Annotated in this window: 21 protein-coding genes and 1 pseudogene; 18 read left to right on the top strand and 4 right to left on the bottom strand. The window is 69.2% G+C overall.

Features of this window, described 5'->3' with window-relative positions:
* Nucleotides 1–6 precede the first annotated feature (6 nt).
* Genes rsmH through ATI37_RS01580 form a run of 15 tightly spaced genes read left to right on the top strand, consistent with a single transcriptional unit; the run spans nucleotide 7 to nucleotide 14,115 of the window.
* Nucleotides 7–867, top strand: coding sequence for a 16S rRNA (cytosine(1402)-N(4))-methyltransferase RsmH (gene rsmH, locus ATI37_RS01650; RefSeq protein ID WP_117236823.1), 861 nt, complete (start codon nucleotides 7–9; stop codon nucleotides 865–867).
* Nucleotides 864–1,109, top strand: coding sequence for a hypothetical protein (locus tag ATI37_RS01645; RefSeq protein ID WP_117236822.1), 246 nt, complete (start codon nucleotides 864–866; stop codon nucleotides 1,107–1,109). Before rsmH ends, ATI37_RS01645 begins: the two co-directional genes overlap by 4 nt.
* Nucleotides 1,106–2,422 carry a peptidoglycan D,D-transpeptidase FtsI family protein gene (locus ATI37_RS01640; protein ID WP_117236821.1) on the top strand — a complete coding sequence of 439 codons (1,317 nt, stop codon included), beginning with the start codon at nucleotides 1,106–1,108 and terminating at the stop codon, nucleotides 2,420–2,422. Before ATI37_RS01645 ends, ATI37_RS01640 begins: the two co-directional genes overlap by 4 nt.
* The gene (locus ATI37_RS01635; RefSeq protein WP_198665483.1) at nucleotides 2,406–3,716 is read left to right on the top strand and encodes a UDP-N-acetylmuramoyl-tripeptide--D-alanyl-D-alanine ligase; all 1,311 of its coding nucleotides are present in this window, start codon (nucleotides 2,406–2,408) and stop codon (nucleotides 3,714–3,716) included. The genes ATI37_RS01640 and ATI37_RS01635 overlap by 17 nt, the downstream gene beginning before the upstream one ends.
* Nucleotides 3,704–4,405, top strand: coding sequence for a hypothetical protein (locus tag ATI37_RS01630; protein ID WP_117236819.1), 702 nt, complete (start codon nucleotides 3,704–3,706; stop codon nucleotides 4,403–4,405). Before ATI37_RS01635 ends, ATI37_RS01630 begins: the two co-directional genes overlap by 13 nt.
* A complete protein-coding gene (locus ATI37_RS01625) occupies nucleotides 4,396–5,247 on the top strand; it encodes a phospho-N-acetylmuramoyl-pentapeptide-transferase (RefSeq protein WP_117236818.1) in 852 nt (283 codons plus the stop codon). Before ATI37_RS01630 ends, ATI37_RS01625 begins: the two co-directional genes overlap by 10 nt.
* Entirely contained in the window at nucleotides 5,244–6,497 is a 1,254-nt protein-coding gene (locus tag ATI37_RS01620; protein ID WP_117236817.1) for a Mur ligase family protein, read from the top strand. Before ATI37_RS01625 ends, ATI37_RS01620 begins: the two co-directional genes overlap by 4 nt.
* Entirely contained in the window at nucleotides 6,476–7,534 is a 1,059-nt protein-coding gene (locus ATI37_RS01615) for an FtsW/RodA/SpoVE family cell cycle protein (RefSeq protein ID WP_117236816.1), read from the top strand. Before ATI37_RS01620 ends, ATI37_RS01615 begins: the two co-directional genes overlap by 22 nt.
* A complete protein-coding gene (locus ATI37_RS01610) occupies nucleotides 7,522–8,541 on the top strand; it encodes a UDP-N-acetylglucosamine--N-acetylmuramyl-(pentapeptide) pyrophosphoryl-undecaprenol N-acetylglucosamine transferase (RefSeq protein ID WP_117236815.1) in 1,020 nt (339 codons plus the stop codon). The genes ATI37_RS01615 and ATI37_RS01610 overlap by 13 nt, the downstream gene beginning before the upstream one ends.
* Entirely contained in the window at nucleotides 8,538–9,878 is a 1,341-nt protein-coding gene (gene murC, locus ATI37_RS01605) for a UDP-N-acetylmuramate--L-alanine ligase (protein WP_117236814.1), read from the top strand. The genes ATI37_RS01610 and murC overlap by 4 nt, the downstream gene beginning before the upstream one ends.
* The gene (locus ATI37_RS01600) at nucleotides 9,868–10,665 is read left to right on the top strand and encodes a UDP-N-acetylmuramate dehydrogenase (protein WP_117236813.1); all 798 of its coding nucleotides are present in this window, start codon (nucleotides 9,868–9,870) and stop codon (nucleotides 10,663–10,665) included. Before murC ends, ATI37_RS01600 begins: the two co-directional genes overlap by 11 nt.
* Before the next feature lie 31 nt (nucleotides 10,666–10,696).
* Entirely contained in the window at nucleotides 10,697–11,284 is a 588-nt protein-coding gene (locus ATI37_RS01595) for a cell division protein FtsQ/DivIB (protein ID WP_117236811.1), read from the top strand.
* Complete coding sequence (ftsA, locus tag ATI37_RS01590; RefSeq protein ID WP_117236810.1) at nucleotides 11,281–12,525, top strand: cell division protein FtsA; 1,245 nt, start codon at nucleotides 11,281–11,283, stop codon at nucleotides 12,523–12,525. The genes ATI37_RS01595 and ftsA overlap by 4 nt, the downstream gene beginning before the upstream one ends.
* A 10-nt stretch (nucleotides 12,526–12,535) precedes the next feature.
* Nucleotides 12,536–13,591, top strand: coding sequence for a cell division protein FtsZ (ftsZ, locus tag ATI37_RS01585; protein ID WP_117236809.1), 1,056 nt, complete (start codon nucleotides 12,536–12,538; stop codon nucleotides 13,589–13,591).
* A 14-nt stretch (nucleotides 13,592–13,605) separates the two neighbouring features.
* Complete coding sequence (locus ATI37_RS01580) at nucleotides 13,606–14,115, top strand: crossover junction endodeoxyribonuclease RuvC (protein ID WP_117236808.1); 510 nt, start codon at nucleotides 13,606–13,608, stop codon at nucleotides 14,113–14,115.
* A gap of 20 nt (nucleotides 14,116–14,135) precedes the next feature.
* Here the strand turns inward: ATI37_RS01580 and ATI37_RS01575 are convergent.
* Nucleotides 14,136–14,240, bottom strand: a pseudogene (locus ATI37_RS01575) (LuxR C-terminal-related transcriptional regulator); the annotation flags it as partial.
* A gap of 185 nt (nucleotides 14,241–14,425) precedes the next feature.
* Between ATI37_RS01575 and ATI37_RS01570 the strand changes: the two are divergent.
* Nucleotides 14,426–15,667 carry a YeeE/YedE family protein gene (locus ATI37_RS01570; RefSeq protein WP_117236807.1) on the top strand — a complete coding sequence of 414 codons (1,242 nt, stop codon included), beginning with the start codon at nucleotides 14,426–14,428 and terminating at the stop codon, nucleotides 15,665–15,667.
* On the opposite strand, the gene ATI37_RS01565 is transcribed toward ATI37_RS01570, so the two are convergent.
* The 3 genes from ATI37_RS01565 to carH are packed head-to-tail and all read right to left on the bottom strand — an operon-like array spanning nucleotide 15,602 to nucleotide 17,908.
* Nucleotides 15,602–16,465: a complex I NDUFA9 subunit family protein gene (locus tag ATI37_RS01565; protein ID WP_117236806.1), complete on the bottom strand. Its 864-nt coding sequence runs from the start codon at nucleotides 16,463–16,465 to the stop codon at nucleotides 15,602–15,604. The genes ATI37_RS01570 and ATI37_RS01565 overlap by 66 nt on opposite strands.
* A gap of 1 nt (nucleotide 16,466) precedes the next feature.
* Complete coding sequence (gene ldrP / locus ATI37_RS01560) at nucleotides 16,467–17,054, bottom strand: transcriptional regulator LdrP (protein WP_117236805.1); 588 nt, start codon at nucleotides 17,052–17,054, stop codon at nucleotides 16,467–16,469.
* Nucleotides 17,051–17,908, bottom strand: coding sequence for an HTH-type transcriptional repressor CarH (gene carH / locus ATI37_RS01555; RefSeq protein WP_117236804.1), 858 nt, complete (start codon nucleotides 17,906–17,908; stop codon nucleotides 17,051–17,053). Before carH ends, ldrP begins: the two co-directional genes overlap by 4 nt.
* Before the next feature lie 113 nt (nucleotides 17,909–18,021).
* Between carH and ATI37_RS01550 the strand changes: the two genes are divergently transcribed.
* Nucleotides 18,022–18,849, top strand: a complete 828-nt coding sequence (locus tag ATI37_RS01550; protein ID WP_117236803.1) for a phytoene/squalene synthase family protein — start codon at nucleotides 18,022–18,024, stop codon at nucleotides 18,847–18,849.
* Nucleotides 18,846–20,099: a deoxyribodipyrimidine photo-lyase gene (phr, locus tag ATI37_RS01545; RefSeq protein ID WP_117236802.1), complete on the top strand. Its 1,254-nt coding sequence runs from the start codon at nucleotides 18,846–18,848 to the stop codon at nucleotides 20,097–20,099. Before ATI37_RS01550 ends, phr begins: the two co-directional genes overlap by 4 nt.
* Nucleotides 20,100–20,230: the final 131 nt, after the last annotated feature.

Below are 20,230 nucleotides of genomic sequence, written 5' to 3'. Positions count from 1 at the left end.
ACGTTTATGGAAACCGCTCTTCAGCACGTCCCCGTCCTCTACAAGGAGGCTTTGGACCTCCTCTGCGTCCGGCCGGGCCAGGTGTACGTGGACGCCACCCTGGGGGGTGCAGGCCACACCAAGGGCATCCTGGAGCGGGGAGGGCTGGTCATCGGCCTGGACCAAGACCCCGAGGCTGCAGCCCGGGCCAGGGCCTTGGGGCACCCCGGCCTCAGGGTTTACCGGGCCAACTTCCGCCATCTGAAGGCGGTGCTGCGGAAGGCGGGGGTGGAGGAGGTGGCGGGGATCGTGGCGGACCTGGGGGTGTCCAGCTTCCATCTGGAAGACCCCAAACGGGGGTTCAGCTACCAAGCGGAAGGCCCCCTAGACATGCGCCTGGGGATGGAGGGCCCCACGGCGGAAGAAGTGGTGAACAGCCTACCCCTAGAGGACCTCTACCGCATCCTGCGCGACCTGGGGGAGGAGAAGCAGGCCTACCGCATCGCCAAGGCCATCGTGGAGGCCAGGCGCAAAGCGCCCATCCGCACCACCACGGAGCTGGCGGAGATCGTGCGGCGGGCGGTGGGCTTTCGCAAGGCAGGCCACCCGGCCCGGAAGACCTTCCAGGCCCTGCGCATCTACGTGAACGATGAGCTGGAAGCCCTGGAGGAGTTCCTAAAGCAGGCTGGGGAGGTCCTGGCCCCTGGGGGGCGCCTGGTGGTCATCGCCTTCCACTCCCTGGAGGACCGCATCGTCAAGCGCTTCTTCAAGGAGAGCGGCCTCAGGATCCTCACCCAGAAGCCCATCCGCCCAAGCCCGGAGGAGAGGGCCCAAAACCCCCGCTCCCGGAGCGCCAAGCTAAGGGCGGCGGAGAAGGGGGCAGCATGAGGGCCGCCCTGCGCTTCGGCCTCCTCTACCTCCTGGCCCTCCTCCTCCTCCTGGCCCTAGGCCACCGCAACCAGGGGGAACGGGCCCAACTGGCCCAGCTGGAGGCCCGCCTCGAGGCCCTCACCCTCCGCGAGGAGGCCCTCCTGAAGGAGGGATGGCAGGCGGCAAGGCCCCACCGGGTGCTGGACTGGGCGGAGAGGCAGGGCTTCGTACCCCTGAGCCGGGGGAGGTGGGCGCCGTGACCGCAGGGGTGCAACGGGCCTCCTTGGTCATGGTGGGGCTTTTCCTCTGGCTCGTCCTCCTCGCCCTGGGGGTCCACGCCCTTCTAACCCACGGGCGGCCCTCCGCCCCTCCCCCGCCCCCCCCACCCCCGAGGGGCAACCTCTACGCCAGGGACGGCACCCCTCTGGCCGTGAGCCTCAAGGCAGGGCGCCACTACCCTTTGGGTGAGAGCGCAAGCCAGCTTTTGGGCTTTCTGGAGCGGGGGTCGGGCCGGGGCCTCGAGGGCCTGGAACGGGATCTGAACGCCGCCCTGGCGGAAGGGCGCTCCTTCACCCTCACCCTGGACCCCTGGGTCCAGGCCATAGGGGAGAGGGCCCTTTGGAGGGGCCTGGAGAGGAGCCGGGGCGCCTTCGCCACCCTCCTGGTCCTGGACCGGGAGGGGCGGCTCCTGGCGGTGGCCAACGGCCCTCCCTTTGACCCCTTAGCCCCCAGGAGGGATCCGGGAAAGGACCTCTCCTGGCGCAACCACGCCTTCTTGGTGGCCCTCGAGCCCGGCTCCACCATGAAGGCCCTGACCGCCGCCATCCTCCTGGAAGAAGGGGCGGCTAGCCTCGGCACCCGGGTGGAGGCCCCCATGCACCGGGTGGTGGATGGCTGGACCATCCGGAACGCCATCCCCCACCCTCCCAGCCTCACCCTCGCGGAGGTCCTCCAGTACTCCTCCAACGTGGGCATCAGCCTCTTGGGAGAGAGGATATCCAAGGAAACCTTCGCCCGGTACCTGGACAAGCTTCGCCTGACCCAGTCCCAACCCCTGCCCGGGATCCGCACCAGCCCGCCCTTGGTCCGACCTCCCAGGGCGTGGAGCCGGGCAGCCTACGCCAACCACACCTTCGGCCAGGGCTTCCTCGTCACCCCTTTGCACCTGGCAGCCGCCTTCGCCACCCTGACGGACGGCTTTTACCGCTCGCCCCGCCTTTTCCAGGACCAGGGGCTTAAGGCCGAGCGGGTCTTCTCCTCCGAAACAGCCCAAGCCATCCGGAAGGCCCTCGCTCAGGGTCTGGCCCCCAGGGCCACCCTCCCCGGCTACCCCCTTTCGGGCAAGACCGGCACCGCCCAGGTGGTGGTGGAGGGACGGTACTCGCGGGAGGTCTTCACCGCCTGGTTCGCAGGGTTCGTCCCTGGGGACAGGCCCCTTTACACCGTGGTGGTGGCCGTTCACCATCCCAAGGGCGAGATCCACGGGAGCCAGGTGGCCGCCCCCATCTTCCGGGAGGTGGCCGCGGGGCTCTTGGCCTATGCGGGGATTCCCCCCTATGCTAAGGGGCGGTGAGCTAGAGGTGCATCTTGCGCATATTAGGGAAGTGACGCCGGAATGGGTGGCCGAGGCCGCAGGGGGAAGGCTCCACCCCGGGGGGAGGCCCATCAAGGACCTCCACTGGGATAGCCGCCAGGTGGGCCCGGGCTTCCTCTTCGTGGCCCTCCCTGGAAGCCGGATCCATGGCCGTGCGTTCGCCGAGGAGGCCCTGGCCCAGGGGGCCCACCTCGTCCTTTCCGACCGGCCGGGAAGGGCCACGGTGGAGGTGACGGACACCCACGGGGCTCTCCTGCGCCTGGGGCGGGCCCTCAGGAACCTCTTCCCCGGCATGGTGGTGGCCGTGGGGGGAAGCTCGGGCAAGACCACGGCCAAGGAGGCCCTGGCCCAGGGCTTGGGCTTCCCCGCCCCAGGGGGAAACCAGAACACCGCCCCCCCCCTGGCCCGCTTCTTCCTCAACCTCTCCCCCGAGGTCCCCGGGGCCGTGGTGGAGCTGGGGGTGGACCGCGTGGGAGAGATGGCGGAGCTCATGGGGTTGGCCCAGCCCCACCTTTCCGTGCTCACCGCCTTGGGCGAAGAGCACCTCCTGGCCTTCCGCGACCTGGAAGGGGTGGTGCGGGAGGAAGCGGGGCTCCTCCTGGCCCCTGAGGCCTTGGTGAGCCTGCAAGCCGCCGAGGTCCTCTCCGCCTTCGGCCGCAGGGGCCCTTGGCCCACCTACGGCTTCGGCGAGGCCACCTTCCGGGGGGAGGACCTGGAGCTCTTGGCTGGGGAAAGCCGCTTCCGCTACAAGGGGATGCCGGTCCGGGTGCCCCATCCCGGGTGGGGCCCGGCCTTGGGGGCCCTGGCCGCCTTGGCGGCGGCGGAGATGTTGGGCCTAGACCTCGAGGAGGTGGCGGAAAGGCTGGCCTGGCTCCGCCTGCCCCCGGGGCGGATGGAGCGGCGGGAGATCGGGGGAGTGGTCTTCCTCAACGATGCCTACAACGCCAACCCCCTATCGGTGAAGGCCGGGCTCCTCTGGCTGGCCGCCCAGCCCGGGCGGAAGTGGCCGGTCCTGGGGGAGATGCGGGAGCTTGCGGAGAAGGCCTTGGAGCTCCACCTGGGGGTGGCCGAGGAGGCGGCCCGCCTGGGCCTAAGGCCCCTCTACCTGGGGCCCTACGCCAGGGCCCAGGCCGCCCTCGGAGGGGAGGCGGTGGAAAGCCTCGAGGAGGCCCTGGCCTGGCTCAAGGAGCGGGTCCGCCCCGGGGACCTGGTCTACCTCAAGGCCTCGAGGGCCCTGGGCCTGGAAAGGATCCTGGAGCTATGGGACGCCTAGCCCCCCTCGCCGCTCTAGGTCTCCTGGCCTCGTGCGCGCCCCTCCTGGGGCCCGCCCCCCTCCTCCCCTACCCTGGGGGGTTCGCCCGGGGGGGGCTGGTGGAGGGGCGGTTTGTGGTGGCCCTCCCGGGAACCCCCCTCTTCCTGGATGCGGACGAAGGAGCCCTCTACGCCGCCTATCCCTACCAGCTCCTGGTCTTCCGGGATGGCCTCCCGGAAAGCCTTCCCCTCCCCGGGGTGCCCCGCTTCCTCCGGGCAAGCCCCAGGCCCGTGGTGGGCCTGGACGGGGGCATCTGGACAAAGGACGCCCTCTACCCCTACCCCGCCTGGGACGCGGTGCTCTCGGAGACGGGGCTTTACTACGTCAACCCCCGGGGCTTCCACCGGGAGGGAAGCCGCCTCAGGCCCGGGGCCTTCCGCCAGGTGGTGGCCTGGGAAGGAGGGGTGGTGGCCTTGGGCGAGGAGGCCTACTTCTACCCCGAAGGCCTGGCCCTCCCCCTGCCCCGCCCGGCGCGCAAGGCCCAGGCGGGGGCTTGCGGGGTGGTGGCCCTTCTGGACAGGCTCTACCTGGTGCGCCCCGAGGGGCTTAGGGCCCTGGGCGCGGCCGAGGACTTCGCCGTGTTTGGGGAGAAGGTCTACCTAGCCCCCTCGGGGGAGGTCCTCAACTGCAAGGAGGCGGCATGGCCCTAGCCCTGATCCTCTCCTGGTTTCTCACCGCGGTCTGGATCGCCTTCATGAAGGGTCTGGGGCTGGGCAAGCGGGTGCGCCAGGACGGCCCCCAAAGCCACCTGGCCAAGGAGGGCACCCCCAGCATGGGCGGGGTGGCCTTCCTCCTCGCCGCCTTCCTGGCCTACTGGGCCCTGGGAAGGGACGACCTTTGGGGGCTTTGGCTTCTTGGCCTCGGCTTCGCCCTCCTGGGCCTTTTGGACGATCTCTCGGGAAGTTTCAGAAAGCCCCTTAGGGCCCGGGAGAAGCTGGCCCTGCAAACCCTCATGGCCCTGGTCTTCGCCCTCTGGGCCGTGCAGCAGGTGGCCTACACCCCCTGGCCCCTCCTGGACGTCCTCCTCATCCTCCTCGCGCTCGTGGGGGCAGCCAACGCCTTCAACTTCACCGACGGCTTGGACGGGCTGCTGGCCTCGGTGGTCGCCGTTCTCCTCCTCCCCTTCTACCCCTACCCCTTCGCCCAGACCCTCCTCGGGGGGGTGCTGGGCTTCCTCTGGCACAACGCCCCCAGGGCCAAGGTCTTTATGGGGGACACGGGGAGCCAGGCCCTGGGGGCCATGGTGGCAGGGCTTTTCGTCCTCACGGGCAAGCTTTGGCTTCTGCCCCTGGCGGCCATCGTCCCGGTCCTCGAGGTGCTCTCGGTGGTGGTCCAGGTCCTCTACTTCCGCCGCACCGGGAGGAGGCTTCTTCGCATGAGCCCCCTGCACCACCACCTGGAGCTATCCGGATGGGAGGAGGGCAAGATCGTCTTCCGCTTCGCCCTCCTCACCGCCTTGGCCACGGCCTTGGCCTTTGGGGGTAGCCTATGATCCTGGTCTATGGCCTGGGGCGCAGCGGTCTTGGGGTCCTCCGCTTCCTGAAGAAGCGGGGGCTTCCCGCCCGCTTCTACGACGACCAGCCCAGGGAAGAGGAGGTGGTGCAGGCCACCGCCTTGGGCTTTGCCCCCGACTTTGAGCTCCAAGGGGTCTACCGGGAGGTGGTGGCCGCCCCTGGGGTGCCTCTGGCTCACCCTAACCTGGAGGCCCTGCGGGAAAGGGGGGCGTTGGTCCTGGGGGAGGCGGAGCTGGCCTTCCGCTTCTCCTCCACGCCCATCATCGGCATCACCGGCACCGCGGGGAAGACCACCGCCACCCTCTTCACCGCCCACCTCCTCAGGGGGCAGGGGGTAAGGGCCCTGGAGGGGGGCAACGTGGATCCCCCCCTGGTGAGCGTGGTGGACGAGGCGGAGGTGGCGGTGGCCGAGCTTTCCAGCTTCCAGCTGGAGCGCATCCACGCCTTCCGCCCCCGGGTGGCCGTCCTCCTGAACCTCGGGGTGGACCACCTGGACCGGCACGGGAGTTTAGAGGCCTACCACGCCGCCAAGCTGAACCTCCTCAAAAACCTCACCCCCGAGGACGCCCTGGTCTATAACGAACAAGACCCCAAAGTGCGGGAGGCCGCCCTCCTCTCCCCTGCCCGGCGCCACCCCTTCACCCCGGGGGAAAGCCCCAAGGAGACGAACCTCAGGGCGGCCCTGGAGGCCACCCGGGCCTACCTGGACTTCCTGGGAAGGCCCTTGGACGAGGCCGCCCTAAGGGAGAGCCTCCAGACCCTCCCCGAGCCCCCCCACCGGTTCCAGGCCTTCGCCAAAAAGGGCAGCGTGGTCTTCATCGACGACTCCATCGCCACCCGCACCGCTTCGGTGGCCGCGGCCCTTAAGGCCGCCCCCGCCCCCATCGCCTGGATCCTGGGGGGGGAGGACAAGGGGGCGGACCTCGAGGCCCTAAGGCCCCTCCTCCCCCGGGTCCGGGTGGTCCTGGCCATCGGCCGGGACGGGCCCAGGATGGCGGAGGCCCTGGGAGGAGGGGTGGAGGTGGTGGCCATTCCGGAAAGGGAGGGAAGGGAGGCCATGAGGCAGGCGGTGGTTGAGGCTCTGAAGCGCCTGGAGGAGGGGAGCGTCCTCCTGGCTCCCCTGGCCGCCAGCTTCGATCAGTTCCGGAACTACCGGGACCGCGCCCAGGCCTTCCGGGAAGCGGTCTTCGCCTTGGGAGGTGAGCCTTGGACCCCGTCTACCTCCTAGCCGGCCTCCTCCTCCTGGCCTTCGGCCTCATAGGGGTAGGGGTGGCGGAGCCGGAACTGCTGGGAAGCCACATCCTCAGGGTGGGGACGGCCATCCTGGCCATGGCCCTGGGGGTCCTCCTCTCCCCTAGGCTTCTCCTGCGCCACGCCTTCGGCCTCCACCTCTTCACCCTCTTCCTCCTGGTCCTGGTCCTGGCCTTGGGGGACGGGCCCGGAGGGGTTCGGCGCTGGTTCTACCTGGGGCCCGTGGCCTTCCAGCCCTCGGAGTTGGCCAAGCTGAGCCTGGTCTTCTACCTGGCCTCCTTCGTGGGCCGCAAGGGCAACGACAACCCCATCCTGGGCCCGGCCTTCCTGGTGGGGAGCGCCGTGGGCCTGGTCCTGGTCCAGCCCGACTTCGCCACCGCCCTCTTCCTCCTCACCTTGGGAAGCCTGCTCTTCATCCTGGCAGGGGTGCCCTGGAGGCGGCTTTTCGCCATCGCCTTGGCGGGAACCCTGGTCCTCGCCCCCTTTTCCGGGGTCTACCTAAGCCGCTTCGCCTACGTCTCCGAGCGCTTCAGCGGCTTCCTCAGTTACCTACGGGGGGAGGCCAACCCCAGGGAAGCCGCCTACCAGGTGGTCCAGGCCCAAAAGGCCCTCCTCCTGGCCGGACCCCTGGGCCAGGGGCCCGGAGGCACCCTCCCCCACCTACCCGAGGCCCACAACGACATGGTCTTCGCCAGCGTGGTCTTCGCCACGGGCTGGTTGGGGGGGCTTATCGTCCTCTTCCTCTACCTCCTCCTCCTTCTCAAGGGGTTGGCCATCTGCCTGAGGCTTCAAGGCCCCGGAAGCCTGGTGGCCATGGGCCTCACCCTCTACCTCACCCTCCAGGCCGCCTTGCACATCGGGGTCACGGTGGGCTTCCTGCCGGTGACCGGGATGCCCCTGCCCCTGGTCTCCTACGGGGGGAGCTCCCTTCTGGTCTCGGGCTTGGCCTTGGGGGCCCTCATGCGCCTCTCCCGGGAGGCTGCGGCCAAGGAGGTGCGAAGATGGTCCTCTTGACCGGAGGGGGGACGGGGGGGCACCTCTTCCCCGCCCTGGCCGTGGCCGAGGAGCTCCACAGGCGGGGGCATCCGGTCTTCTACCTAGGGGCCGAGGGGGGCCTCGAGGCCCAGATCCTCCCCAAGACCCCCTGGCCTCACGCCCTCATCCCCGCAGGGAAGCTGGACCGCAGCGGCTTCCGGCCTGGCCAAGCTTGGAAGCTCATGGGGGGCCTTTCCGCCGCCAGGAAGGTCCTCCTGCAGGTCCGCCCCAAGGCCATCCTTTCCACCGGGGGGTACGCGGGCTTCCCGGGGAGCCTGGTGGGGGCCCTCGAGGGGGTTCCCCTCCTCCTCCACGAGCAGAACGCCAGGCTGGGCCTGGCCCTCCGCCTCCTCGCCCCCCTGGCCAAAGGGCTAGCCCTCTCCGTGCCCATAGCCCTCTCCCCCAGGCTTTCCCCTAAGGCCCGGGTCCTGGGCTACCCCGTGCGGGAGGTGGGCTACCCCAAGGCGGAGGCCAAGGGGAGGCTGGGCTTTGACCCCGGGAAGCCCCTCCTCCTGGTCCTGGGGGGAAGCCAGGGGAGCCTGGAGCTCAACGAGACCCTCCCCCCCCTCCTCAAGCCCCTGGGCCTCCCCGTCCTCCACCAGGTGGGGGAGAGGTGGCTTGGCCGCTTCCGCCACCTGGAAGGGGAAGGCTACCGGGTGGCGGGTTTCCTGGAAACCCCCCTGGCCATGAGCGCCGCCGACCTCCTCCTCTCCCGGGCCGGGGCCGGCACCTTGGCCGAGGCCGCCTTCCACCGCCTCCCTGCCCTCCTCTTCCCCCTGGCTCCCAGCCTGGACGGGGGAGCCCAGCTGGCCAACGCCCTGGCCTACGAGCGGGCAGGGGGGGCAGAGCTGGCCCGGCGGGAGGCCCTGCCGGAGCAGATCGAGCGGATCCTGCGGAACCCAGGCCCCTACCAGGAGGCCATGGCCCGCCTTTCCCCCGAGGGGGCGGCGGGGAGGATCGCGGATTGGCTGGAGGGTTTCTTATGAAGCGCGTGCACGTGATGGGCGTGGAAGGGGTGGGGATGAGCGCCCTGGCCCACCTCCTCCTGGCTGAAGGGGTGGCGGTCACCGGGTGCGATCTGGCCCCGGGCAGAAGGGCGGAGGCCCTGGGCATCCCCGTCTACCGCGGCCACGACCCCGACCATCTCCGGGACGAGGATACCCTCATCGTCCCCACCCCCATACCCCTAGACCACCCGGAGGTGGAGGCGGCCAGGGCCCGGGGCATCCGGGTGCTCAGGCGGATGGAACTCCTGGCGGGGCTGCTTGGGGGAAAGCCCTCCATAGGGGTCACGGGGACCCACGGCAAGACCACCACCACGGGGATGCTGGCCAGCATCCTCCTGGAAGCCGGCCTGGACCCCTGGGTCTTCCTGGGCGGAGAGCTCAGCCTCCTCCCCGGAAACGCGCGCTATGGCGGGGGCCCCCGCCTGGCGGAGGTGGACGAGTCGGACCCCCTCTTCCAGGGGGTGCGGGTCTCGGTGGCCGTGGCCACCAACCTCGAGGCCGACCACATCGCCCCCCCGGGCCAAAGGGCTCCCAACTACCACGGCAGTCTGGAAGAGCTAAAATGGGCCATGCGAGGCTTCCTGGAAGGGGCGGGAGTGGCGGTGGTCCCCGCTTTTGACCCTTTTCTTATGGAACTCTCCCAAGGAATCAGGCGAAGGCTCTTCGGGAAGGGCGGGGAGGTTTGGGCAGAGAGGGTGGAGCTTGGCCCCACGGGAAGCCGCTTCCTCCTGGTCCATAAGGGGCGGGCCCTGGGGCAGGCGAGCCTCCAGGTACCCGGGGCCCACAACGTGCAAAACGCCCTGGCCGCGGGCCTAGCCGCCCTGGCCTTCGGGTTGGAGGCGGAGGCCATCCTGCGGGGCCTCGCCCGCTTCCCTGGGGTGGGGCGGCGCTTCCAGAGGGTGGGCGAGGTGAAGGGAGCCTTGGTGGTGGACGACTACGCCCACCACCCCACGGAGGTGCGGGCCACCTTGGAGGCCGCGGGCTACCTGGGCCGCCGGATCCGCGTCCTCTTCCAGCCCCACCGCCTCCTGCGCACCCAGGCCCTATGGCGGGAGTTCGCAGAGGCCCTGGCCCCGGCCCAGGAGGTGGTGGTCCTGCCGGTCTACACCGCCGGGGAAAAAGGGGAGGTCTCCCCCGAGGCCCTAAGCCGCCGGATCGCTGAGGCCCTTAGGGAAAAAGGGGTGGCCGCCCGCTTCCTGGAGGGGGAGGAAGCCCTGGCCTACGCCCGGGCCACGGCCAGACCGGAGGACCTCTGGCTCACCCTGGGGGCTGGGGACGTGACGGAGCTTGCCCGGAGGCTTGCCCATGAGGGTTGAGCGCGTTCTCCTCAAGGACCACACCACCCTGGGAGTAGGGGGCCCAGCGGAGCTTTGGACCGTGGAGACCCGGGAGGAGCTCATGAGGGCCACCGAGGCTCCCTACCGGGTCCTGGGCAACGGTTCCAACCTCCTGGTCCTGGACGAAGGGGTCCCGGAGCGGGTCATCCGCCTCTCCGGGGAGTTCCAGGAGCATGACCTGAGGGGCTGGGTGGGGGCCGGGGTTCTCCTCCCCCTCCTGGTGCAGGAGGCAGCTAGGGCGGGGCTTTCTGGCCTCGAGGGCCTCCTGGGCATCCCCGCCCAGGTGGGGGGCGCGGTGAAGATGAACGCGGGCACCCGCTTCGGGGAGATGGCGGACGCCCTGGAGGCGGTGGAGATCTTCCACGAGGGGGCCTTCCACCTCTACACCCCGGGGGAGCTGGGCTTCGGCTACCGACAAAGCCGCCTCCCCCCGGGGGGCATCGTGACCCGGGTGAGGCTGAGGCTAAGGGAGCGCCCCCTGGAGGAGATCAGGCGGCGGATGGAGGAGGTGGACGCCGCCAGGAAGGGCCAACCCAAGCGTAAGAGCGCCGGCTGCGCCTTCAAGAACCCCCCAGGCCAGTCCGCGGGCCGCCTCATAGACGAGCGGGGCCTCAAGGGCCTGAGGGTAGGAGACGCCATGGTGGCCCTAGAGCACGGCAACTTCATCGTCAACCTGGGCCAGGCCACAGCCAAGGAGGTGCTGGAGCTCCTCAGGCACATTCAAGAGGAGCTTCCCTTGGAACTGGAGTGGGAGGTCTGGCCATGATTTCGCGAACGTTTCATGCCCGGGGGATAGAATGGCCTTTATGAGGGCGATCCTGGCCTTCCTCCTCCTCGCCACCCTCTACGTGGCCAGCCTGGTCGTCTTCCCCGTGGAGGAGGTGGCCGTGGAGGGGCTCAACCACCTCAAGGAGGCGGAGGTCCTGGCCAAGGCCCGCCTCCACCCAGGGGAGGCCTGGCTCTGGGTCTTCCCCAGCCGCCTCACCCCCCTCCACCAAGACCCCTGGATCGCCGAGGCCCGCCTGGAAAAGCCAAGGCCGGGGGTGGTGCGCCTCCTCCTGTGGGAGCGTAGGCCCTTTCTCCCCCTCCCCGATGGCTCAGCCCTGGCGGAGGACGGCACCCTCCTTCCCGGAGGGGCCCCCCTGGCCGAGGGCCCTAGGGTGGAGGGTAAGGGCCCCTTGCCCACAAAGGACCTCCTCGACCTGGCCTGGGCCTACCCTGAGGCCAAGGCCCTCCGCTACACGCCAGCGGGCTTCTGGGTGGAACTTGGGGAAAGCACCCTCTTCGCCCCAGAGGCACGGCTTCTGCTAGAGTATGCCCAAGCGGAGCGAGTTTTGGGGAGCCGGGTTTACCTGTATCCTTGGGGGGTGAGCGTAGGCCCATGATCATCGCTGGACTGGACGTAGGTAGCAGCAAGGTCACCACCGTGATCGGCGAGCTGGCCCCCGATGGGATTCTGGACATCATCGGGGAGGGAACCGTACCCTCCCAAGGCCTCAGGCGGGGGGTGGTGGTCAACCTGGAGCGCACCACAGAGGCCATCCGCCAAAGCGTCCACCAGGCCGAAAGGGTGGCCGGGGTCAGGGTGGAACGGGTGGTGGTAGGGGTGGGAGGGCCCCACCTCAAGAGCGTGACCAGCCACGGCCTGGCCGCCATCCGCCGCGGCCACAGCATCACCGAGGGGGACGTGGAAAGGGCCATTGAGCAGGCCAAGGCCTACCCCTTTGACGGGGAGCTGGAGCTCCTCCACAGCCTGCCCCTGGAGTTCAAGATTGATGGGCAGGAGGGGATCCGGGACCCCGTGGGCATGGCGGGGGTCCGCCTCGAGGTGGACGTGCACCTGGTGGCCGCGGGGAGGGGGCCCCTCACCAACCTGCGCCGGGCGGTGGAGGAGGCCGGGCTGGAGATCGAGGCCCTCGTGGCCCAAACCCTGGCCAGCGGCCTAGGGGCCCTAGGCCCAGAGGAGGAACACATGGTCCTCCTCCTCCTGGACGTGGGCGGGGGAACCACGGACGTGGCCGTCTTCCGCGAAGGGCGTTTGGCCCATTCGGCCGTCCTACCCCTGGGCGGGGACCACGTGACCCAGGACATCGCCCAGCTCCTGAAAATCCCCTTTGAGGAGGCGGAGCGGGTGAAGAAGAAGTATGGGGCGGCCCTGCCCGAGCTGGCCGACCCGGAGCTGGTCCTGGAGATCAACCAGGAAGGGGGTTCTCTGGGGGAGGTGCCCGCTCCGGAGCTTTCCCGCATCATCAGGCCCCGCCTGCGGGAGATCCTCCACCTGGCCCGCCAGTCCGTGGACGAGGCCCTGGGGCCTTTGGAGATCAAGGTGAACCGGGTGGTCCTCACCGGGGGGACGGCCCTCCTTCGGGGCTTTGACCTCCTGGCCCGGCAGCAGTATGGCCTGCCGGTGCGCCTGGGCAGGCCCCACGGGGTCTCCGGCCTTACGGACGTCGTGGCCACCCCCGCCCACGCCACCGCCGTGGGTCTGGTGCGCTACGGGGCCACCCTACCTGCCCGGCCCGCAGTGCCCCGGCCGAGGCGGGAGAAGAGGGAGAAGCGGGACGAAGGCGCGCAGGGCACGGGCATCTGGGCCCGCATCAAGGAAATCATCAACAACCTATTTTGAGGAGGGGGTCATGGAAGGAGCAGTCATCAAGGTCGTCGGGCTGGGTGGCGCAGGGAACAACGCAGTGAACCGTATGATCGAGGCAGGCCTAAACGGGGTGGAGTTCATCGCCGCCAACACCGACGCCCAGGTGTTGGCGAAAAGCCTGGCGGACATCCGCATCCAGCTGGGGGAGCGGCTCACCCGGGGCCTGGGGGCAGGGGCCAACCCCGAGATCGGGGAAAAAGCGGCCCTCGAGGCCGAGGACCTCATCGCCGAAGCCCTGGAGGGAGGGGACCTGGTCTTCATCACCGCCGGGATGGGGGGCGGCACGGGCACAGGAAGCGCCCCCATCGTGGCCGATATCGCCAAGCGCCTGGGGGCCCTGGCCGTGGCCGTGGTGACCCGCCCCTTTAGCTTTGAGGGTCCCAAGCGCCTCAAGGCGGCGGAGGAGGGTATCCGGCGCCTGAAGGAGCGGGTGGACGCCATGGTGGTGGTGCAGAACGACCGCCTTCTCTCCGCCGTGGACAAGAAGATGAGCCTCAAGGATGCCTTCCTGATCGCCGACCGGGTCCTCTACCATGGGGTGAAGGGCATCACCGACGTCATCAACCTGCCGGGCCTCATCAACGTGGACTTCGCCGACGTCAAGGCTCTCCTGGAGGGGGCAGGCCAGGTGCTCATGGGCATCGGCGCCGGGCGCGGGGAGAACCGGGTGGAGGAGGCGGCCAAGACCGCCACCACGAGTCCCCTTCTGGAACGCTCCATCGAAGGGGCCAAGCGCCTCCTCCTCAACGTGGTGGGTTCCGAGGACCTCTCCCTCATGGAGGCGGCCGAGGTGGTGGAGAGGGTGCGGGAGGCCACAGGCCACGAGGACGTGGACATCCTCTACGGGGTCACCTACGACGACCGCGCCCAGGACGAGCTTCGGGTCATCCTGATCGCCGCCGGGTTTGGGGAGAGCACCGTGGTGCCCAGGCCGGCCCGGGCCCTGGACTTCCCCGCCCATGCGGACGCCTACAACTTCGAAATCCCCGCTTTTATCCGTTACGGGGACGGGGACTTCCCTCCCAAGAGGGGGAACTAAAAACCGCTATACCGGTGATCGTCTTGGGGATTGACCCTGGCATCACCCACCTGGGCCTCGGGGTGGTGGAGGTAAACAGGGCGGAAGGGAGGGGAACCCTAAAGGCTCGCCTCCTCTGCGGGGAGGTAGTCAGGACCTCCCACAAGGAAAGGCCTCAGGAGCGGGTGGGCCGGATCCACGCCCGGGTGAGGGAGGCCCTTCTCGCCTTTCATCCCGAGGCCTTGGCGGTGGAGGAGCAGTACTTCTACCGGCAGAACGAGCTGGCCTACAAGGTGGGTTGGGCCCTAGGGGCAGTGCTGGTAGCGGCCTACGAACTGGGGGTGCCCGTTTACGCCTACGGGCCCATGCAGGTCAAGCAGGCCCTGGCGGGGCACGGCCACGCGACCAAAGAGGAGGTGGCCCTCATGGTGCGAAGCCTCCTGGGCCTCGAGGAAACCCCCAAGCCCAGCCATCTGGCGGACGCCTTGGCCATCGCCCTCACCCACGCCTTCTACGCCCGCTTGGGCGCAGGTAAATCCTTCTAAATCCAGCCCTTGCGGGTGGCCACGGTCTTCTTGGAAATCCCCAGCCTCTCGGCCACCTCCTCGTGGGAGAGCCCCTGGGCCAGAAGGCGAAGGACTTCCTCCCCCCGGGGGAAAAGAGGGGCCTCGGGAACGCCCCTAGGGGATGGTTTGGCATGGGCTTCCTAGCGGAGAGGACGGACGGAAAGAGGGGAAGCGAAAACGGGGCCCCGGCGCCAGAGGATAGGGAAGGGGGTGCGAACTCAGTCCTAGGGGCCGCCGCCACCTGCGAAAATACCCTTGACTTTTATGTACTCATAGGTACCATAGGGGCATGGAGCGAAAGGCGCGGTCCCAACCCCTGCCCCTTCTCCTCTTCGTAGCCATCTCCTCGGGGCTTTCCCTTTTGGTCTATCAGGCCTCCGGAACCCGGCTCGTCCTGGCCTTCTGGGTGGCGGTTCTCCTGGGCCTGGCCCTCTTCCACGCCAAGTTTGGCTTCGCCTCCGGGTTCCGCCGCTTCCTCCTCACGGGGGAAAGCCGCCTCTTAAGGGCCCACTTCCTCCTCTTCGCCCTCGCTGCCCTCCTCTTCTTCCCCTTCCTCAAGGAGGGAGAGGCCTTTGGCCAAGCGGTCCAGGGCTTCGTGGTGCCCCTGGGGATAGCCCTCCTGCTGGGGGCCTTCCTCTTCGGGATAGGGATGCAGCTGGGGGACGGGTGCGCCTCCGGCACCCTCTACCACACGGGAAGCGGGGACACCCGGGGGATTCTCGTCCTCCTGGGTTTCATGGTGGGCTCCCTCCTTGGGGTCTACCACCTCCCCTTCTGGCAGGGCCTTCCCGCCTTTGCCCCAGGGAGCGCCCTCGACTGGTTCCCCTCCCCCTACCTGGGCCTTCTCCTCTGGCTTGGCCTCATCGCCGCCCTCTACCTGGGGGTGAGCTGGGTGGAAAGGAGGCGCCGGGGGCGGGTGGAGCCCCTCCTAAGGCGGGAGGCCACCCACCCCCTCTTCGGCCCCTGGAGCCTGGTGGGCGGGGCCGCGGTCCTGGCCCTGGGGAGCCTTCTCCTTCTCCTCCTCCAGGGCCGGCCCTGGGGGGTTACGGCGGCCTTCGCCCTCTGGGGGGGGAAGCTGGCCGAGGCCTTGGGGGTTCCCGTTTTGGGCTGGGCCCTTTTCCACAACCCTGGCTTCGCCCAAAGGCTTCAGGAGAGCGTCCTCAAGGACGCCACCAGCGTTACCAACTTCGGCCTCTTCCTAGGGGCCTTCCTGGGGGCCGCCTTGGGCGGGGCCCTGCGCTTTAGGGATCTGCGGCGAATCCCCTGGAGCACCCACCTGGGGGTCTTCCTGGGCGGGGTGCTCATGGGCTACGGGGCCCGGCTGGCGGGGGGGTGCAACATCGGGGCCTACCTGGGGGGAACGGCCTCCTTCAGCCTCCACGGGCCCCTTTGGGGCCTCTTCGCCCTCCTGGGCACCGCCTTGGGGGTCCGCCTCCGCCCCGTTTGCCGACTGGAGAACGAAGGCCTAGCACCGGAGGTAGCCCGGCAGGACCTCCTCCAGGGGGGTGAGGCGCGGGATAAGGTCCTCTAGCCCCTCGGGTAGGGGAGCGGTGTTCCCCCCTTTGAGCATCACGTACTGGTCCTTGGTGATAGGGGCGAAGGGCAAGGGGCTTAGGAGGGGTACCGCTAGATCCATGAAGAGAAGGGGGATGGGCAAAAAGGGCTTCCTCCGCCCCACCACCGCCATCACCCTTTCCAGGAGTTCCCGAAAGGTGTACTCCTCGGGCCCCACCAGGTCATGGGACCCCGTGATCCCCTTCTCCAGGGCCTCCACGAAGGCTAGGGCCACGTCCCCCACGTAGACCGGGCGAAAGGGGAAGCGCCCGTCCCCGATCAGGGGAACGAAGGGCAAGGGGCTGCAGACAAGCTCCCTCAGGACTTTGCCAAAGAACTCGTCCCCAGGGCCGAAGATGAGGCTAGGGCGGAAGATGGTCCAGGAGAGGCCGCTATGCCGCACCACCTCTTCCCCTTCCGCCTTGGTGTCATAGTAGCGGCTTCCCGTCCCCTTTCTTGCCCCCAGGGCCGACATGTGGAGGAGGCGGCGCACCCCGGCCCTGCGCATCCCCTCCAAGAGGTTCCTCACCCCTTCCACGTGGACTGCCTGGAAGGTCTGGGGTCCCTCCCGAATAATGCCCGCCAGGTAGATGGCGGCCTCCACATTCCTAAGGTCTGGGATCTCCCGGGTAAGGTCCCCCTGAAGCCAGACCGCCCCTGGAGGGAGCTCCCGAGACCTTCGGGAAAGGACCAAGGGGGTGTGGCCCCTCTTTAGGAGGAGGGACACCAGGGCCTGGCCCACGAACCCCGTGCCCCCCACCACCAGGACCCGCACCCTAGGCGGCCTCCAAAACGCCTTCCGCCTCCTCCTCTAAGGCCTTCAGGTCCAGGAGGTAGACCTTGCGGTAGGCGGTGGCGATGAGGCCCTGTTGGCGCATGTCCGAAAGGATCTTGGAGACGGACTCCCGGGTGGAGGCGGTGGCGTCGGCGATCTCCTCGTGGGAGGCGGTCACGTAAAGCCCTTTCTCGTCCCGGAAGGAGGCTGGGGTATCGGCCAGGAAGAGGAGGTAGCGGGCGGTGCGGGCCCTGAGCTCCCCCATCTGCAGGTGGGTCTCGTAGGCGTGGACCCGGCGCATCTGCCGGGCTAGGTTCCGGGCCACCGCATGGAGGGCCTCGTGGTTCATGGCCCTGGGGTCAAAGCCCTGGACCAGAACATCCGTCATGGCCTCGGCGGTGTAGCGGTAGCGCTTGCCCTCCAGGGCCTCCTCCCCGAAGTAGTCCCCGGGCAGGACGTGGCGCAGGGTGATGAGGCGGCCGTCGGGCAGGAGCTCCACGATGCGCACCAGGCCCTCCTCCAGGCGGTAAAGGGTGTGGGCACTCTCCCCTCTCAGGTAGATGGTTTCCTTGCGGGCGAACTTCTTCATACTCCCTCCTTCTCCCCGTTTCTCAGGTTCAAAAGCTCCTCGGCCAGGGCCTCGAGATGGTCCAGATACCGGGCGCCAAGCCGCCTGGCCTCCTCCGGCGAGACCCCCTGCCCCCCTAGGTAGACCCTAGGGGCGAGGTGGGCCAGGGCCCCCTCGGGAAGGGCCCTCAGGTTCTCGGAAAGCAGGGCGGAGAGGACCACGGCACGGACCCCTAGGCGGGCCGCCAGGTTCCTCAGGTCGGAGAGGGGGGTGTCCGGGCCCAGGTAGAGGGCGGGAAGCCCCCGCCGCCTCAGGGTGTAGGCGGCCAGCATGGCCCCAAGCTCGTGCCGCTCCCCAGGGGGCGTGGTCACCAGGATGGGGGGTCCGGGGGGGAGGCCCGCCAGGTCCAGGAGCTCCTGGAGCCGGGCCCGGAGAAAGGTGGTGGCCAGGTGCTCCTCCCCTACCCCCACCTCGCCCCGATGCCAGGCCTCCCCAATCCGCCTCAGCACCGGCACCAGGAGGCGCTCCAAGGCCCCTTCCGGCCCCAGAAGCCGCAGGCCCCGGCGGAAGAGGGCCTCGGCCTCCCCTAGTTCCGCTCGCAGGAGGGCCCCGTAGAGCTCGGCCTCGAGGCCCTCAGGGGCCACCTGCTGGGCCAGGTAGCGGCGGATGGCTGCCTGGGGGGTAGCCCCCTCCTCCAGCCAGCGGCGGATGGTCCTTAGGGCCTCCACCTCCTCCTTGCGGTAAAGGCGGTGCCCCCCGGGGGTGCGCTCGGGTCGGGGGAAGCCGTAGCGGCGCTCCCACTGCCTTAGGACCTCGCTGGAGAGGCCGGTCATGGCCTCCACCTCAGCGATGGTGTACACCCCAGGGCGGGTCATACCCCTAGGATAAGGGTGTGTCCAGGTTTTGTCAAGCTCGTGTACGAAGCCCAGTGTGAGCGAAGCAAAAATCCTTTCCTTAGGAGTAAGGTAGTCTAAACTTTGAGGTAGCTATGGAACCCGACTGGAAAGAGCTATCCCGGACCATCCAGGTCCACTCCACCACCTTCTATCTGGGAAGCCTCCTCTTTCCCGCCGAGGCCCGCAAGGGAGCCTGGGCGGTCTACGCCGCCTGCCGCCTGGGAGACGAGGCCGTGGATGGGGAAGGCGGAGGAATGGAGGCCCTGGAGGCCTGGTGGGAAGGGGTGGAGCGGGCCTACGGGGGAAGGCCCAAGGAGACGTGGGAAAAGGGCCTCGCCTGGGCCTTGGAGCGCTGGCCCATCCCCTTTGACGCCTTTTTGCATATGAAGGAGGGGTTCCTCACGGATCTGGGTCCTGTGCGCCTGAAGACGGAAGGTGAACTCCTCACCTACTGCTACCAGGTGGCGGGCACCGTGGGCCGGATGATGGCCCCCATCGCCGGGGGGGGCAAGGAGGCCGAGGCGAAGGCCATCCTCCTGGGCCAGGCCATGCAGCTCACCAACATCCTCAGGGACGTGGGCGAGGATCTGGGGCGGGACCGGCTCTACCTCCCCCAAGACCTCCTGGAGGCCTACGGGGTTCGCCTCGAGGACCTCCTGGAGGGCCGGGTTACCCCAGGGTACCGGGCCCTCATGGCCTACCTGGAGGGGAAGGCCCGGGCCTTCTACCGGGAGGGCCTGGAGGGGTTGCGGCTTCTCAAAGTGGGCCAGGCAGCCATCGCCCTGGCCGCCCTCCAGTACCAGGGCATCCTGGACAAGCTCCGCCTCCTGGGCTACGACAATCTGCGCCACCGGGCCCACCTCAGAGCTTGGGAGAGGATAAAACTTCTCCCCAGGGCCCTCCTCGCCGCCCGGCCATGAACCTGGTCTGGCACCGCGGCGACCTCCGCCTGAGGGACCACCCCGCCCTCCTCGAGGCCCTGGCCCAGGGGCCCCTGGTGGGCCTGGTGGTCCTGGACCCCAACAACCTAAAGACCTCCCCCAGGCGGCGGGCCTGGTTCCTGGAGAACGTCCGGGCCCTGCGGGAGGCCTACCGGGAGCGGGGCGGGGCCCTTTGGGTCCTCCAGGGCCTCCCCTGGGAAAAGGTACCGGAGGCGGCAAGGGGGCTTAGGGCCAAGGCGGTCTACGCCCTAAGGAGTTACACGCCTTACGGCCAGTACCGGGATGAGCGGACCCGGGAGGCCCTTCCCGTTCCCCTTCACCTCCTCCCCGCCCCCCACCTGATCCTCCCGGACCTCCCCCGGGCCTACCGGGTCTACACCCCCTTTAGCCGAAACTTCCAAGGCCTAGACCCCCCCCTCCCCGCCCCCGAGGCCCTGCCCAGGGGCCCCGAGGAGGGGGAGATCCCCCGGGAGGACCCCGGCCTCCCCCTACCCGAACCCGGGGAGGAGGCGGCTAGGAGGAGGCTCTGGGCCTTTTTGGAGGAGAGGCTTTCCCGCTACCACCTGGAGCGGGACCGCCTGGACGGGGAAGGGGGCTCGAGGCTCTCCCCCTACTTCGCCCTAGGGGTCCTCTCTCCCCGGGAGGCCGCCTGGGAGGCCCTGAAGCGGGGCAGCGAGGGGGCGAGGAAGTGGGTTTCCGAGCTCCTCTGGCGGGACTTCTCCTACCACCTCCTCTACCACTTCCCCCATATGGCCGAAAGGGCCCTGGACGAGCGGTTTGAGGCCCTGCCCTGGAAGGAGGACGAGGAACTCTTCCAAGCCTGGTACCTGGGGAGGACCGGCGTGCCCCTGGTGGACGCCGCCATGCGGGAGCTCCACGCCACCGGCTTCCTCTCCAACCGGGCCCGCATGGCCGTGGCCCAGTTCGCCGTGAAGCACCTCCTCCTCCCCTGGAGGAGGGCAGAGGAGGCCTTCCGCCACCTCCTCCTGGACGGGGACCGGGCGGTGAACCTCCAGGGCTGGCAGTGGGCGGGGGGCCTGGGGGTGGACGCCGCCCCCTACTTCCGGGTCTTCAACCTGGTGGCCCAGGGCGAGCGCCACGACCCAGAGGGAACCTGGCTCAGGCGCTTCGCCCCGGAGTACCCCTCCTACCTGCCCCAGGACCCCGTGGTGGATCTGGAGGAGGCCCGCAGGCGCTACCTGGCCCTGGCCAAAGCCCTGCCAAAGTAGCGGGAACCCCCCCTTGACCCTGCCAGGGGCCCGAGCCCATGCCCGCAGCATGCAATCCCCGAACGAACTTGAGCCCCTTCCGCCGCAGCAGGGCGGGCTCCCCCTTCTTTGCTCCCTCCTGCCAGACCTCG

Source organism: Thermus sediminis, from assembly GCF_003426945.1.
Classification (GTDB): domain Bacteria; phylum Deinococcota; class Deinococci; order Deinococcales; family Thermaceae; genus Thermus; species Thermus sediminis.
This window is presented reverse-complemented; position numbering and strand designations above follow the sequence as displayed.

Excerpts from the sequence above, each read along its gene's own strand:
- ATI37_RS01595 (WP_117236811.1), top strand. The coding sequence starts at position 10,697 with ATGGCCTTTATGAGGGCGATCCTGGCCTTCCTCCTCCTCGCCACCCTC.
- ftsZ (WP_117236809.1), top strand. The coding sequence starts at position 12,536 with ATGGAAGGAGCAGTCATCAAGGTCGTCGGGCTGGGTGGCGCAGGGAAC.
- ATI37_RS01550 (WP_117236803.1), top strand. The coding sequence starts at position 18,022 with ATGGAACCCGACTGGAAAGAGCTATCCCGGACCATCCAGGTCCACTCC.
- carH (WP_117236804.1), bottom strand. The coding sequence starts at position 17,908 with ATGACCCGCCCTGGGGTGTACACCATCGCTGAGGTGGAGGCCATGACC.
- ATI37_RS01645 (WP_117236822.1), top strand. The coding sequence starts at position 864 with ATGAGGGCCGCCCTGCGCTTCGGCCTCCTCTACCTCCTGGCCCTCCTC.
- phr (WP_117236802.1), top strand. The coding sequence starts at position 18,846 with ATGAACCTGGTCTGGCACCGCGGCGACCTCCGCCTGAGGGACCACCCC.
- ftsA (WP_117236810.1), top strand. The coding sequence starts at position 11,281 with ATGATCATCGCTGGACTGGACGTAGGTAGCAGCAAGGTCACCACCGTG.
- ATI37_RS01600 (WP_117236813.1), top strand. The coding sequence starts at position 9,868 with ATGAGGGTTGAGCGCGTTCTCCTCAAGGACCACACCACCCTGGGAGTA.
- ATI37_RS01620 (WP_117236817.1), top strand. The coding sequence starts at position 5,244 with ATGATCCTGGTCTATGGCCTGGGGCGCAGCGGTCTTGGGGTCCTCCGC.
- ATI37_RS01610 (WP_117236815.1), top strand. The coding sequence starts at position 7,522 with ATGGTCCTCTTGACCGGAGGGGGGACGGGGGGGCACCTCTTCCCCGCC.
- ldrP (WP_117236805.1), bottom strand. The coding sequence starts at position 17,054 with ATGAAGAAGTTCGCCCGCAAGGAAACCATCTACCTGAGAGGGGAGAGT.
- murC (WP_117236814.1), top strand. The coding sequence starts at position 8,538 with ATGAAGCGCGTGCACGTGATGGGCGTGGAAGGGGTGGGGATGAGCGCC.
- ATI37_RS01630 (WP_117236819.1), top strand. The coding sequence starts at position 3,704 with ATGGGACGCCTAGCCCCCCTCGCCGCTCTAGGTCTCCTGGCCTCGTGC.
- rsmH (WP_117236823.1), top strand. The coding sequence starts at position 7 with ATGGAAACCGCTCTTCAGCACGTCCCCGTCCTCTACAAGGAGGCTTTG.
- ATI37_RS01570 (WP_117236807.1), top strand. The coding sequence starts at position 14,426 with ATGGAGCGAAAGGCGCGGTCCCAACCCCTGCCCCTTCTCCTCTTCGTA.
- ATI37_RS01625 (WP_117236818.1), top strand. The coding sequence starts at position 4,396 with ATGGCCCTAGCCCTGATCCTCTCCTGGTTTCTCACCGCGGTCTGGATC.
- ATI37_RS01635 (WP_198665483.1), top strand. The coding sequence starts at position 2,406 with ATGCTAAGGGGCGGTGAGCTAGAGGTGCATCTTGCGCATATTAGGGAA.